Annotated in this window: 14 protein-coding genes; 6 read left to right on the plus strand and 8 right to left on the minus strand. The window is 63.0% G+C overall.

Annotated features, from left to right (window positions below; translation table 11 throughout):
• Positions 1 to 45: 45 nt before the first annotated feature.
• The gene (locus tag AC0L21_RS02870) at positions 46 to 483 is read right to left on the minus strand and encodes a VOC family protein (RefSeq protein WP_473257829.1); all 438 of its coding nucleotides are present in this window, start codon (positions 481 to 483) and stop codon (positions 46 to 48) included.
• 182 nt (positions 484 to 665) lie between these two features.
• Between AC0L21_RS02870 and AC0L21_RS02875 the strand changes: the two genes are divergently transcribed.
• The 5 genes from AC0L21_RS02875 (at position 666) to AC0L21_RS02895 (ending at position 5,402) form a co-directional block, all read left to right on the plus strand.
• Positions 666 to 1,538: an NAD(P)-dependent oxidoreductase gene (locus AC0L21_RS02875; RefSeq protein ID WP_473257831.1), complete on the plus strand. Its 873-nt coding sequence runs from the start codon at positions 666 to 668 to the stop codon at positions 1,536 to 1,538.
• A gap of 22 nt (positions 1,539 to 1,560) precedes the next feature.
• The gene (nhaD, locus tag AC0L21_RS02880; protein WP_473257833.1) at positions 1,561 to 2,838 is read left to right on the plus strand and encodes a sodium:proton antiporter NhaD; all 1,278 of its coding nucleotides are present in this window, start codon (positions 1,561 to 1,563) and stop codon (positions 2,836 to 2,838) included.
• A 137-nt stretch (positions 2,839 to 2,975) separates the two neighbouring features.
• Positions 2,976 to 4,571 (plus strand): sensor histidine kinase, encoded by a 1,596-nt coding sequence (locus tag AC0L21_RS02885; protein ID WP_473257835.1) that lies wholly within the window; start codon positions 2,976 to 2,978, stop codon positions 4,569 to 4,571.
• 44 nt (positions 4,572 to 4,615) lie between these two features.
• On the plus strand, positions 4,616 to 4,819 hold the full coding sequence (locus AC0L21_RS02890) for a DUF1289 domain-containing protein (RefSeq protein WP_473257838.1): 204 nt from the start codon (positions 4,616 to 4,618) through the stop codon (positions 4,817 to 4,819).
• Positions 4,820 to 4,847: 28 nt separating this feature from the next.
• Entirely contained in the window at positions 4,848 to 5,402 is a 555-nt protein-coding gene (locus AC0L21_RS02895) for a TIGR02281 family clan AA aspartic protease (RefSeq protein ID WP_473257840.1), read from the plus strand.
• A 33-nt stretch (positions 5,403 to 5,435) separates the two neighbouring features.
• On the opposite strand, the gene dusA is transcribed toward AC0L21_RS02895, so the two are convergent.
• Complete coding sequence (gene dusA, locus AC0L21_RS02900) at positions 5,436 to 6,431, minus strand: tRNA dihydrouridine(20/20a) synthase DusA (protein ID WP_473257842.1); 996 nt, start codon at positions 6,429 to 6,431, stop codon at positions 5,436 to 5,438.
• A 132-nt stretch (positions 6,432 to 6,563) separates the two neighbouring features.
• On the opposite strand from dusA, the gene AC0L21_RS02905 reads away from it, so the two are divergent.
• A complete protein-coding gene (locus tag AC0L21_RS02905) occupies positions 6,564 to 7,004 on the plus strand; it encodes a hypothetical protein (protein WP_473257844.1) in 441 nt (146 codons plus the stop codon).
• Between the two features lie 94 nt (positions 7,005 to 7,098).
• Here the strand turns inward: AC0L21_RS02905 and AC0L21_RS02910 are convergent, their stop codons facing one another.
• From AC0L21_RS02910 to AC0L21_RS02935, 6 genes are all read right to left on the minus strand, one after another.
• Entirely contained in the window at positions 7,099 to 7,716 is a 618-nt protein-coding gene (locus AC0L21_RS02910) for a glutathione S-transferase family protein (RefSeq protein WP_473257847.1), read from the minus strand.
• A 395-nt stretch (positions 7,717 to 8,111) separates the two neighbouring features.
• Entirely contained in the window at positions 8,112 to 9,095 is a 984-nt protein-coding gene (locus tag AC0L21_RS02915) for a molybdopterin-dependent oxidoreductase (RefSeq protein WP_473257849.1), read from the minus strand.
• Between the two features lie 83 nt (positions 9,096 to 9,178).
• Positions 9,179 to 10,072 (minus strand): LysR family transcriptional regulator, encoded by an 894-nt coding sequence (locus AC0L21_RS02920; RefSeq protein WP_473257851.1) that lies wholly within the window; start codon positions 10,070 to 10,072, stop codon positions 9,179 to 9,181.
• A 198-nt stretch (positions 10,073 to 10,270) separates the two neighbouring features.
• On the minus strand, positions 10,271 to 11,503 hold the full coding sequence (locus AC0L21_RS02925; RefSeq protein ID WP_473257854.1) for a CmpA/NrtA family ABC transporter substrate-binding protein: 1,233 nt from the start codon (positions 11,501 to 11,503) through the stop codon (positions 10,271 to 10,273).
• A gap of 82 nt (positions 11,504 to 11,585) precedes the next feature.
• Entirely contained in the window at positions 11,586 to 12,677 is a 1,092-nt protein-coding gene (locus tag AC0L21_RS02930) for a carbon-nitrogen hydrolase family protein (protein WP_473257855.1), read from the minus strand.
• A 35-nt stretch (positions 12,678 to 12,712) separates the two neighbouring features.
• Positions 12,713 to 13,768: a phenylacetaldoxime dehydratase family protein gene (locus AC0L21_RS02935; protein WP_473257857.1), complete on the minus strand. Its 1,056-nt coding sequence runs from the start codon at positions 13,766 to 13,768 to the stop codon at positions 12,713 to 12,715.
• Between the last annotated feature and the right edge of the window lie 3 nt (positions 13,769 to 13,771).

The following is a 13,771-nucleotide window of genomic DNA, read 5'->3' on the forward strand; positions in this document are numbered from 1 at the left end:
TCCTAGAATTCAAGATGCCCCATTAGAGCGGAAACGCCCAAAAGGCTACTGCCTGCCGATATCGTCAGCCATCTCGGCGGGCGACGCCCCCTGCTCCAGGGCCGCCTCGTAGTTGAGCTCGATCATGACCCCGTTGGGGTCGTGGACGAAGATCTGCCAAAGCTCGCCGCCGGGCACCTGGCGGGAGTCGAACTTCATCCCCTTTGAGGCCAGCCGCTGCTTCATGCCGTCAAACCCGCGGCTGGCGAAGGCGACGTGGTGGACAACGCCGGAATCCGGCTTTTGTGGCTCGGCAGTCGGAGAAATATCGACGAGGTGCACCACCGGCTGACCCTCGCTGTACATCCAGGCGCCGGGGAAGGCGAAATTCGGCCGGGCGCCCTTTTCCAGGCCCAGCACGTCCTCATAGAAGCGGACGGTCTCGGCCAGATTCCGGGTCCGGATATTGAAATGATCGAGCACGCCGACGCTTACGCCGCCCATGCCTTCGCTCCCTTTTTTTGAAGTCCTTAGGTCCGCCATCCTAGCACAGGCGGAGGCCAAACGAAGCCGTTGCCCTCCGGCCTCAAGGGTTTATGGTGCGCCCGATCTGCCGCAATGGCGGAACCGGGCGCCCCCCGCCCGGCAAGAACCGTAAAACCCAAACTACGGATAAGGCACCACAGATGGCTAAAGTCGCTTTCCTCGGTCTCGGCGTGATGGGCTTCCCCATGGCCGGACACCTCGTGAAAAAAGGGGGCCATGAGGTCACCGTCTACAACCGCACCGCGGCCAAGGCGAAGGAGTGGGCGGACAAATTCGGCGGCAAGACCGCAGCGACCCCGAAGGCTGCAGCCGAGGGCCAGGATTTCGTGATGTGCTGCGTCGGCAACGACAACGATCTGCGCGCGGTCACGATCGGTGCCGACGGCGCGTTTGCCGGCATGAAGAAGGGTGCGACCTTTGTCGACCACACCACTGCTTCCGCCGAGGTCGCGCGTGAGCTCGATGCTGCCGCCACCAAGGCCGGCTTCAAGTTCATCGACGCACCCGTGTCCGGCGGCCAGGCCGGCGCCGAGAACGGCGTGCTGACGGTGATGTGCGGCGGCACGCAGGACGCCTATTCCGGCACCGAGCCGATCATCACGGGGGCCTATGCGCGGATGTGCAAATTGCTGGGGCCGGCCGGCTCCGGCCAGCTGACCAAAATGGTCAACCAGATCTGCATCGCCGGCCTCGTCCAGGGCCTCTCCGAGGGTATTCACTTCGCCAAGAAGAGTGGCCTCGACGTCGCCGCCGTGATCGAAACCATCTCAAAGGGCGCCGCGCAGTCCTGGCAGATGGAAAACCGCTACAAGACCATGAACGAGGACAAATACGATTTCGGCTTCGCGGTCGAATGGATGCGCAAGGATCTCTCGATCGCGTTGGCGGAAGCCCGGCGCAATGGCGCCAATTTGCCGGTGACCGCGCTGGTCGACCAGTTCTACGCGGAGGTCGAGAAGATGGGTGGCAAGCGCTGGGATACGTCGAGCCTGCTCGCGCGCCTCAATCGCTGACACCTGACGAAGTGATCCTGCCTTGCTGATCGCACTCGCCGCAATCTTCGTCCTCGCCTATGCGGCGATCGCGCTTGAGCATCCCATCGGGGTGAACAAGAGCGCGTCTGCGCTACTCGGCGCGGGCGTGCTCTGGACAATCTACGCGCTCGCGACCGGCGACCACACGCTGGTCGGCCGTCAGCTTGATGAGTCCGTCGCCGCCACTGCGCAGATCGTGTTCTTCCTGGTTGGCGCGATGACGATCGTCGAAGTGATCGACGCCCATGACGGATTCGAGGTCATCACGTCCCGCATCAGCACGACCAGCCAGGTCCGTCTGATATGGCTGATTGGCTTCGTGACCTTCTTCCTCAGCGCAATCCTCGACAATCTGACCACCACCATCGTCATGGTCTCGCTGATCCAGCGGTTGATCGCCAAGCGCGACGACCGCCTGCTGTTCGCCTCCCTCATCGTCATCGCCGCGAATGCCGGTGGTGCATGGACTGTGATCGGCGACGTCACCACGACCATGCTGTGGATCGGCGGACAGATTTCGCCCCTGAAAATCATGGGCGGGGTGTTCCTGCCCTCCCTGCTCAACCTGCTGGTGCCGCTCGCATTCATCAGCTTTTCGCTCAAGGGCAAGACCATCGCACCGCCGCCGAAAGAGGACGGATTGCAGGGCGTCGATCCGTTCGAGCGGAACGTGATGTTCTATCTCGGGCTCGGCGTACTGATCGCGGTGCCCGCCTTCAAGACGGTCACGCACCTGCCGCCCTTCATGGGCGTCCTGCTCGGGCTTGGCCTCGTGTGGCTGGTCGGCGAGATCGTTCATCGCGACAAGGATGAGCATGTCCGCGGTCCGCTCACGCTGGCGAATGCGCTGACGCGGATCGACATGGGCTCGATCGTGTTCTTCCTCGGCATCCTGCTCGCGGTCGCCTGCCTCGAACATGCCGGCCTGCTCTCCATGCTGGCCAAATCGCTGGATACCGCGATCGGCCGACAGGACATCATCGTGATCGTGCTCGGCCTGCTCAGCGCAGTCATCGACAACGTGCCGCTGGTCGCCGCGACGATGGGAATGTACGACGTGGCGCATTATCCACCCGACAGCTTCCTCTGGGAGTTCATCGCCTATTGCGCCGGCACCGGCGGTTCGATCCTGATCATCGGCTCGGCCGCGGGCGTCGCCGCCATGGGGCTCGAGCGCATCGAGTTCCTCTGGTACGCCCGTCGCATCGCCCTCCCGGCGCTCGCCGGCTATCTGGCGGGAGCCGTGGTGTACATCGCACAGCACGCGGCGCTGCATTGAGCGGCTCACGCCGGATCCAAAATTAACGCCGGGTTAACGTAATTCTTTAGCTCCTTAAGTCACCTCTTAAGGATTTCTTGCCAGAGATAGACAATGCAGAAGGCCCGCCCCGCGCGGGCAGGAATTGTTGTTGTGCGATGAGTAAACCCGCTGAAAAGCCCGAGGTTGTGCAGCTTCCGGCCGAGCCGGTGAGCGTGCCGTCGGCGAGCCATCGCCGGGCTGCGGCACAGCGGGTGCGCGAGGCGCGCGATAAGTTAACGTCGACCAGTGGAACCCGGCCAGCTTTCGACGCCGAAATGCTGCGCCATTACGCCCAGACGCGGCTGTCGGCCTCCTATGTCGTGATGCTGCTTGTGGTCGCGACAGGCGTGCTGTTTGGGCTGTGGATGCAGCCGATCCCGGCCGCGGCCTGGACCGCCGGCATGCTCTGCATCCATGCCGCGATGATCCGCAGCTGCCACCGCTTCCTGGCCGAGCCCGCCTCGCCCGCGGCAACGCGCGCATGGCAGACACGCTTCGTCGTGCTCGACCTGCTCTATGGCCTTTGCTGGATGGCGATCCTGATCCATCCCGTGCTCGACATGATCACGGAATCGCTGATGATGTTCCTGATGCTGCTGGTGATCGCAGTATCGAGCATGCTGGCCGCCAATCTGCCGATCGCCGCCCTCGCCGCCACTGCACCGGTCGCCGTCGCGATGGCGCTGAGCTTCGTGATGACCGGCTCGTTGGATAATTACATCCTGGCCGCGCTCGCCGTCGCCGCCGAAGGCTATTTCGTGCTGCTGGCACATCGCCTGCACTCTTCGACCTTCGCCACGCTGGAGGCGCGCGCCGAGAAGGACGCGCTGATCGGCGAGCTCGAACAAGCCAAGGCGATCTCGGATGAAGCGCGCCACCGCGCTGAATCCGCCAATGTGGCCAAGTCGCGCTTTCTGGCGCAGATGAGCCACGAACTGCGGACGCCGCTCAATGCGATCCTCGGCTTCTCCGAGGTGATGAAGAGCGAGATTTTCGGCGCGCATGCCGTGCCGGTCTACAAGGAGTACTCGGCCGATATCCACAATTCCGGCGTTCACCTGCTCAACCTCATCAACGAGATTCTCGATCTGTCGCGGATCGAGGCCGGCCGCTACGAGCTCAATGAGGAAGCGGTCTCGCTGGTCGGCATTGTCGCCGACTGCCATCATCTGATGAAGCTGCGCGCCTCGAGCCGCGGTATCACCATCCACGAGGTGTTTGAGCAGGCGATGCCGCGGCTGTGGGCCGACGAGCGCGCGATCCGCCAGGTCGTGCTCAATCTGCTCTCCAACTCGATCAAGTTCACTCCGCAGGGCGGCGAGATCTGGCTCAAGGCCGGCTGGACGGCCTCAGGCGGACAATATCTCTCGGTGAAGGATACCGGCTCCGGAATCCCCGAGGACGAGATTCCGGTCGTGCTGGCCTCGTTCGGCCAAGGCTCCAACTCGATCAAGTCGGCCGAACAGGGCGCTGGTCTCGGCCTGCCCATCGCCAAGAATCTGATCGACCTGCATGGCGGTACGTTCACGCTGAAATCGAAGCTGCGCATCGGCACCGAAGTGATCGTCACCTTCCCGCCCGAGCGCGTGATGAGCGCGCTGGCGCCGATGTCGGATGATTCTCCGCCGCTCCAGCCCGAGAGTTCCGCGGTAGCGGACGAGAAGCGCCGGCCCCGTCGCAAGCCGATCATGAGCGCAGGTACGGGCTCGTAACGAGATGCTTGCAGACATGCCCGACCATCCGCCACTATGTCCGAATGAGCAAAGAAACGCCGTGCGTGGCCGTCTGCATGATCGATCCCAAGACCAGGCTGTGCTTCGGCTGCGGACGCACATTGCCGGAGATCGCGCGCTGGCACGCCATGGAGAGCGCGGAACGGCTCGCGGTCATGGCGCTGTTGGCAGCGCGCATGAATCAGGCTGGACTTGCGCCGATCGCGGGATCGCCGGAACGGACCTGACCGGCCTGAGCGCATCGGGAGGTGCGCAATGATTCGCTTCCTGCTCGTTCTCATCATGCTCGCCTGCACGGCAGGTGCCGTCGTCGCCTATGGCGATTCCGACCAGATCGCACGCGCGAGCAGCAAGGTCTCGCATATCTTTCGTACGCAGACCGCAGCGCCCGCGCCCGCCGTGCAGATTCAGCGCGGCCAGGGCGGCGAATTCGCGCTGCGCGCGAAGATCAACGGCGTGGCCGCACCGATGGTCATCGACACCGGCGCGACCTCGGTGGTGCTGACCTGGGAAACCGCCAAAGCGATCGGGCTGCCGCTCGAGATGCTCGAATACGACGTCGATCTCGAAACCGCGGGCGGTCACACCAAGGCGGCCCGCCTCACGATCGACCGCCTCTCCGTCGGGCACCTCGTCGAAAAATCGGTGCCGGCCCTCATCGTGCAGCGCGGGCAGATGAAGACCAACCTGCTCGGCATGAGCTTCCTGGACCGCCTGGAGAGCTGGGGCGTGCGCGCCGACAAGCTGATGCTCACCGGTTATCCGGAACTCCAGACCAGTCACCGCCGCTCTCGCATCGCGGTCGACTAGACCTTTGCAATCCGCCTCGTCATGCAACTACGGCTAGGCCGCCGCCTCTGCCGGCGCGGGCGCACCGACACGCGCAATCGCATCGCGCAGCACCTCCAGGCCGGCGCCCGGCTTCACCCCCTGCTCGGCAAGATGCCGGCGAAAGGCGCGCGCGCCGGGCACGGCGTGGAATGCGCCGACGAAATGCCTCGTCATGGAGTGCAGCCGCGTGCCGCGCGCGAGCTGTCGTTCGATGTAGGGCATCATCGCTTCGAGCGCATCCTGCATCGAGGCATGCGGCGCCGCCTCGCCGAAAATGTCGGTATCGACCGAGAGCAGCCGCCACGGCTCCTGATAGGCGGCCCGTCCGAGCATCGCACCGTCAACGTGATCGAGATGCGCTTTTGCCTCATGGACACCGAGGATGCCGCCGTTGATGATGACAGGCACATCGGGCATCGCGCGCTTGAGGCGATAGACGCGATCATAATCGAGCGGCGGGATGTCGCGATTCTCCTTCGGTGACAAACCGCTGAGCCAAGCTTTCCGGGCATGCACGATCAGCGCATCGCAGCCGGAGGCAACGACCGCGCGTGCAAGGTTGTCGAGCGCGACTTCCGGATCCTGGTCGTCGATCCCGATGCGGCACTTCACCGTCACGGGCACGGCAACCGCACGCTTCATCGCCTCGACGCACCTCGCCACGAGATCAGGCTCTGCCATGAGGCAAGCGCCGAAACGGCCGTCCTTCACGCGGTCGGAGGGGCAGCCGACATTGAGGTTGATCTCGTCGTAACCGAACTCCTCGCCGACCCGCGCGGCCAGCGCCAGCTCGCGCGGATCCGACCCGCCGAGCTGAAGCGCGACCGGGTGCTCGACCACGTCGAACCCAAGCAGCCGCTCCCGGTCACCATGAATGATGGCGCCAGTCGTCAGCATCTCCGTATAGAGCAGCGCCCGCCGCGTCAGGTGACGGTGGAACACCCGGCAATGCCGGTCGGTCCAATCCATCATGGGTGCCACGGAAAAGCGATAGTCTTGATATTTCAACAGCTTAGCTTACTCTTCAATGGGATGAATAGCGAACGTGTGCACTCCAAACTAGACGAAATTGCACACGTTTGTACCCGTTTTGACCTCTCAGTGCACACATAGTGCACACGAAAGTCGGAGTGCACACGCGTGGCGACCTTCACACAAATGGCATCTGGGAACTGGCGCGTCCAGGTCCGCCGGAAGACCCGCTATGTGGCCGAGACATTCCGACGGCGTAAGGACGGCGAAGAATGGGCGCTCGAGATGGAGCGCAATATCGACCGCAACGGATCGTCCAAGCCACGCGTGGCGCGGAACGTTCGCACGTTTGGCGATCTGATCGACCTGCACGATGAAGACATGCATGAAGTTGGAAAACCCCCTCGCCGGTCAAAAGCTGCTGTGATGGCGTCGCTCAAGACTGAGCTCGGCAGCGTGAAGCTTCCCGCGCTCGATCGAGAACGGCTGATCGAATTCGGAAGAAAGCGCGCCAAGGAAGGCGCTGGCCCTGCAACGTTGGCCATCGATTTGTCTTTCATCCGGACAATCATAACTCATGCCGCCGCGGTGCACGGTATCGAGGTTTAAGCCGAGGAAGCCCGCCTCGCACGCGTCGCGTTAAGTCACCTCAATTTGGTTGGAAAGAGCAAAGAGCGCGACCGACGGCCCACACAAGACGAACTCAACGAACTAATCGAATAAAGCAGATGTCGGCCAGGCTCACCCCCTCGCCGACCAGGGCTTGGCGCGCAGGCCGCAGGGCCCGGTCGATCCCGGCCATGTAGGTCGTGAAAGCTTCGTCGGCGCGAGCGTGGACATCCGCGGCAAGTTCGGAGCCTTGCATGGCGAGCAGGTAGATCTGCGCATCGCGGCCGAACACCAGACTGACATCCAGAAAGCTGTCAATCCGCGAGGCCTCGAATGGATCGTGGCCATATAGACCGCTCCGCTCCGCCTGGCGGGCGACCGCGCGCATGATGCTGTTGGACTCGAAAATGCCGACTTGTCCGTCCCCGCTGAAACCCGCGGGGACCGTCCCGAACGGCTGGGCCGCAAGGAAGGCGTCGGTCTTGTAGAGCTTGCGGCCCTTGAACCCGATGCGGCCCACCCGCTCCGCGGCTGAGCGTTCCTCTGCGGGCACTTCGCTCAGCGGGCGAGCGTCAAAATCCCAAAGCCAGTCCACGAGTTCTGCGCCCGCGGCGCCCCGCACCTCCAACGCGACGCCGCCGATGCGCGCGGCGATGACCGCCTTCCAAACACGAGGATTGGGCAAGTAGGAAAAGATCCGCACCTCGGCCATAGTGCTGTCTCCGTGGCGCGCCGCTAAGCCGGTAGCGCAGTTATTCGTGCATTGGGCCGTGGAGCTGGACATGCTTGAGCCCTTATTCGACATGTTGAGGGGGACCAGCATGCGCGGAACGCCTGCTCGACGAAGAGGGCCGAAGCGGCCAAGGGGGGAGGCAGGAGCGGCCACGCTGATGGCGCCGTTTGGCCAGAGGTATCCCTTAGCGCACCTGACGCGGTTGTAAATAAGCGCCGTGCCCCCATCGGCTTCCAACATTGAACCCACACGTGATGGGCATTCCGGTGATGGTTCAAGGAATTGGGCGGTGTTGGGCGGGGTCAACCTTCGGCGCCGATCGGGGGTCAATCCGTACGCCGAATAACATGCGGCGACGCGAAGCGTCATAGGTCTCATACGACCGTGAAAGGAACGCGATAGAGAGCATTTCTCTTTCCGTCGTCCGGCTGACTCTCGCCGGAACGGGAGGTCGCGCGGGAAACGATGCTTTGTTGTCCCGCCGCCGCCTCGAAGTCGCACATGAATTGCGTCCACGAATGGCCGGTAGGCTTTTCGACGGCGCAGGCCTTCCAGGAAAGCCCCTCATCCAGGCTGATCTTCACGCCGGCCACGCCGCCATCCGCCCACGCCCAACCTGATGCCCGAACGACGGCCTCCCGCTCGAGCGAAGTCCCGGGCACAGGCCACACGATCACCGATTGCGGAGCGATGTTCCAGACCGGGCGCGTCACGCCCTCGGCGACGACATCGTTGTACCAACGTGTCGTAAAGGGACCAGGAGCGCGCTCTTTGCGAAGCTCGATCCTCCGGAGCCATTTCACGCTGTTGGTCCCATAGAATCCCGGTACGACCAGCCGCAGCGGATGACCGTGCTCCGGTAACAGAGGCTCGCCGTTCATTTCGTAGGCCAGGAGGACCTCGGCCCCCACGCGCGAGCGAGGGAGATCCTTCGTGTAGTGCCCGCAATCCGCGCCGCCGAACTCACCCGCGTCCGCACCGACGGACCAGACAAAGGTAGCCTCCGGGTCCGGTTCGACGCGTTGGAGGACATCGTCCAGACGCACGCCGCCCCATATCACGTTGCAAACACGCTGCGTCGGCTTGTCCGGAGCCAACGGGCTTCCCGCGCATTGGTGCACTGAGGCGACGGTTACCTTCGGCATCCGCTTGAGATCCCGCACGGTGACGCGCATTGGGCGGCCGATCATGCCGGCGATCTCGATCTCCCACGCATCACCGTCGCTCACCTCCAAGACGCCCAGGTGGCAGAGAACGATACAATCCTTCGTCGGCGTCGTCCGCTCGATCAGCTTGTGGGGTTCGGACGGGATCCGCGCGAAGAAGCCTTTGACCTTATATTCGAACGCTTCAGACATCCAATGTTTCCGTAGCAACTGCGCGATGGAGCCGACGCCGGCCGATGACCAACCGAGAAGGAGCGGTCGCATAGACGAGAAAACTAGAACTCGTTGAGGTAGGCGTTGTCCCGCTCGAAGATGCGCGATAGGTGACGGCTCACGGTCCGAACGCGCGCCAGGAACTGCAGGTCCTCGTGAACCGAGTGGAAGACGTCCCGATAGACCTTCACCTGATCGGGAAGCACCGGGATCAGCCTGGGATCGGTCTTCGCAGAGAACAAGGGCAGCAAACCGATGCCGGCTCCCGCAGCGATGGCCTGCTGCTGCGCGTGCATGCTCGACGATCTGAAAACCACGTTGGTGGGATCCAGCACGTCGAGCAACCAGTGAACGGGCTGGATCGCGATCAGATCCTCCACGTAGTCCACGAAGGTATGGGCCGCCAGTTCGTCCCGGTCCCTCGGCGCGCCGCGCTGGGCGAGGTAGGCTTGACTGGCGTAGAGCGCTAGACGGAACGATCCGAGCTTCTTGACCTCGAGTTTCGCTCCCGCGGGATGCACGAAGCTGATAAAGATGTCCGCTTCGCGCTTGGTGAGGCTGATGATGTGCCGTTCGGTCACCAGTTCGACAGTAATGCCGGGACTTTGAACCGCGAGCTCGGCGAAGCGCTGAGCAAGAAAAAAGGCTCCGATACCCTCCATCGTCACGACACGGACCCGGCCCGCTGCAGTCGCATTGTCCGCTCCCATCGCCGGCTCGACGGCCGAGGCCTCCTGTTCGATGCGTTCGGCGATGTCGAACAGACGATGTCCCCGCTCCGTCAGCACGAAGCCGTCCCGGTTGCGATCGAAGAGCTTGACGGCAAGATCCTTTTCGAGCTCCGCGATCCGGCGGCTTACCGTCGTATGATCGACCTTCAACCGGCGGGCGACCGGCGCCAGCCGCCCCTGTCGGGCAAGTTCCAGAAAGAATACGAGATCATTCCAGTCGAACAATGCGGCCGCCCGTGCCTCGATCCACTCGAATAGGCGCCCCGACAAAATGCGGGCCAGCCGACGATATCGACATCCTAGCCTCCCGTCACCCGGCGGCCAACAGCGCCAAGGCAGCTTCGGAGACCGTCGTTTCGGCAATCTCCGCGTTCAAAATGCCTTCCTGAAGCGTTCTGCTGTCCTTCGCGAATGGCCTTAAACTCATGTCTTCTGCAGCGTCGCCAGATATTCCTCCGGCTTCGCGGAGTCGAACTCGCGACCGAAAATCCGCTCCTTGCCGAACACGATCGGCGGAGGCTCGACACCGTCCTCCTTGAGGATCCGCGCCGCGTCGGTCGCCAGCATCACCTTCTCCGCGAGAGCCTTGTAGTCGATGTCCTCCTTGAGCATCTTCCATCGCTTCAACTGCGTCATCAGCCAGACGGCGGCCGAGTATTGCGGAAATGGCCGATAATCGACGCGCTTCGGATCCTCCTTGATCGCTCCCAACCCGTCCGCGTACCGCCCCGTGATGACCTGGTCGATGACGACTTCGGGCGCGTTCAGGTACTGCGGCTGCGACAGGACCTTCGCCATTCCAACCCGGTTTCGGTCGTCGGAGACGTGAAGGCTGGCCGCAACAATCGCCCGGTAGAAGGCCATGAAGGTGTTCGGGTTCTGCGTTATCCAGCTTTCCGCCGCCGATACCGCGCAGCACGGGTGCCCGTCCCATATTTCGCGCGAAATGAGGTGGATGAAGCCTGCCCCCTCGAACACGGCCCGCTGCCCGCCCGGCTCGCCGCCGAAGAAACCATCGATGCTGCCGACCCGCAGATTCGAAACGTATTCCGTGGGCGGCACCACTCGATATTTGACGTCGTTGTCGGGATCCAGTCCGTGGGCGGCGAGATAATTGCGCAACTGCAAGGCCTGATGGCTCTGGTCGAAGGGAATGGCAAACGTCATTCCTTTCCAATTCTTCGGATCGCGATTGTCCCGGTGTTTCATCGCGAGGACGAGCGAGTTGCCGTTCTGGTTCAGAATGGTCAGGATCTTGATGGATTGCTGGTTGCCACCGAGACCTGCCGTCATCGTCAATGGCACCGGCATGACCTGTTGCGAGACATCGAGCTCGCCGTTCAACATCTTGTCCCTGATCAGGGCGATGCCGGCGATCTTTTGCAGCGAGACCGCGAGACCCTCCTTGGCGTAGAAGCCGATCTGTTCGCCGTAGATCAGCGGCGCAGCGCACGTGATGGCCAGGAAGCCGACGTTGAGTTTGGTCTTTTCGAGCGGCTTCTTCTCCTGCGCGATGGCCTGCAGGGTCGACACCGGGAGGATGGTGCCCAGGGCCCCCAAAAGGGTCGCGGCCCCGACCGATTTCAGAAGCTGCCGTCGCAGAACCGGTTCCGGGAACAAGCCGTGCAGGAGCGCCTCCTCGATACCGTTCGCCACCGCCTGTTCAACCGTCGTCCGGGACGCTTGGGCCGGGGCACAGCAGAAGCAGCCCCGGAACCGGCTTAGTCGATCGCGAAATTCATTGCGCAATGCGGCCTCCTCTCGTTGTGACCTGTCGGATCGACGGATCAGCTTGCTGGCTGGATATCGGGGATGTCTGGAGACGTTCACCCATCTCGATCGCGCCCATCTCGGTTGGCGTATCGACGAAGGTCGCCGGCATCAGACGCTTTCGGCTGACGGTCAGATCGAAGACGTCGAACCGGTTGTAGTAGCCGACCACGTCGTGGAACTGCTTGGGTTCGATGCAGCGGCGCAGATCGAACTCGGCGTATGCGATGCCCTCCTCGTCCTGCAGCGTGTCGCCCAGGGTTTCGCCAGTCGGATCGACGAAGAAGCTCACCGCGCGGGGCGTCGCGTCGATCACGTCTGCGACGGTTGAATCCCGTTCTATGAGGAAGTCGCGCAACGCCTTGTCCATGTAGCCGGCGGTGACGATGCCGAACGCCTTCGCCTCGAACGAGTGCGCGCTGGCACGGATGCGATTGGCGGCGACGTTGTTGAAGTTTCCTCCGCCTTTGGGCCGTCGGGTCGGCCACATGGGTGGCCAACTCGAAATGTGGACCTGCTCGGCCTGAGCCATCAGGGTGTACCTGGCGAGAGGGTTGGTGTTTTCCCCACAGATGAGGTTTCCGACGCGCCCGACCGGGGTATCGACGACCCGTAGACCTTCGCCGTCGCCGGCGGCCCATACGAGCTTTTCGTAGAAGGTCGGCACCAGCTTCCGGTGATGATTGAGCACGTTTCCGTCGGGGCCGATCATGATGTTGCTGTTCCAGATCAGCCCCACGCTGACCGGCGAGCTCTCGCTGATCCCGATCGAGACGGTGACTCCGAGCGTGCGTGCCTCGTTCCGGATGGCGGCAATCTCGGGACCGTTTGCGGCGACGGACTGCTCGGCCATGCGCACGAACAGATCGTGGTTGTCGATCGGCGCCCAGAGAGCGGCCCAGACAGGGAAAGCGGGAATGTAGGTTTCCGGGAACGCGATCAGTTGCGCTCCGGCCTTCGCGGCTTCGCGGATGATCGAAACGGCTTTCGCCGTAGTGGCCGCCCTATCGAGAAACACGGGAGCGGCGTGGACCGCGGCGACCTTGACCGGTGAAGACATGACTTTTTCTCATTTCAATTGGTATGTCGTGAATGTCAGGCGGACAGCTTCTCGCCATCGAAGTAGCTCGAGAGACCCGTCCCCGGCGTGCAGTTCACGTACTCGAAGACGTTCCCCTGCTTCGGAATGACGAACACCTCGTGCCACGTCCGCAACTGATTGGCCTTACCGTACTTGCGGTAGCGCGCGATCGCCGCCGAAAAGATCGCTTCGTGCGACGCGTGATGCTCGGCCCAGTTCTCCATGTGCTTGAGCGACAGGAAGTAGCCCAGCGCGTGCGTCTCGAGCACGGCTTGCCCGGCGACGTCGCAGGTCTGCTGAAAACGTAGCGAAGCGCACCCCGTGGCCGTGGGGCTCTCCTTGAGGAAATCCATACCGCGCAGAAGAGGAGCGCGCAGTTCGCGCATATAGTCGTCCGTCTGGGACGGATCGCAGCGCCCCCAGAAGGCCGCCGACCGGATGATGGCGAGATTTTCCGGGGTGACGATGCGCCAGCGAGCCCCCTTCGTCGCCCTCGCCTGCGGAGCCGGCAGATCGGGCATCGGCGACTCCAGCTTGTCGGCCGCAGCCAGCGGTATTCGGTCCCGCATCGCGCCGTAATAGCCGCAATAAGGCGTCGGATAGATCGCGACTTCCTTGGAGAGCATCAGCCCGGCGGGATAGTCCTGCCAGTAGATACTCTCCTGCCGGTCGACGGGAACGGTGATGCTTTCGCGGAAATAGCCGGTCGGCTCGGCCAGGCGCGCCTCGTCGCCCCACCAGGATTTCACATGGGGGTCGGCCAACCAGTCGTCGCGCTTCTGCCGGTCGACCCAATATGCGGCCACGATATGGGTGTACAGGCCGTTCTGATCGACGAACCACGCGTGATCGTGGACGGTCGGGCCGTTGCGCAGGACGAGGGCCGCTTCGATCCACCGGAAGAACGGCGATGCATGCACGTCCTCCGCCGACCTTCCCTGAACGCCATGGAAAGCGACGCAGATTTCGTCGCAGCCGTTCACGAACGCGGTCGACCAGCGCTGAACGACCGGTTCAAACCCCTTTGGCTTTCGCAGCGGATTGACCCGCTCGTAGATCTGGATGGTCATGTC

The sequence above is a fragment of the Bradyrhizobium sp. WSM4873 genome, from assembly GCF_055811355.1.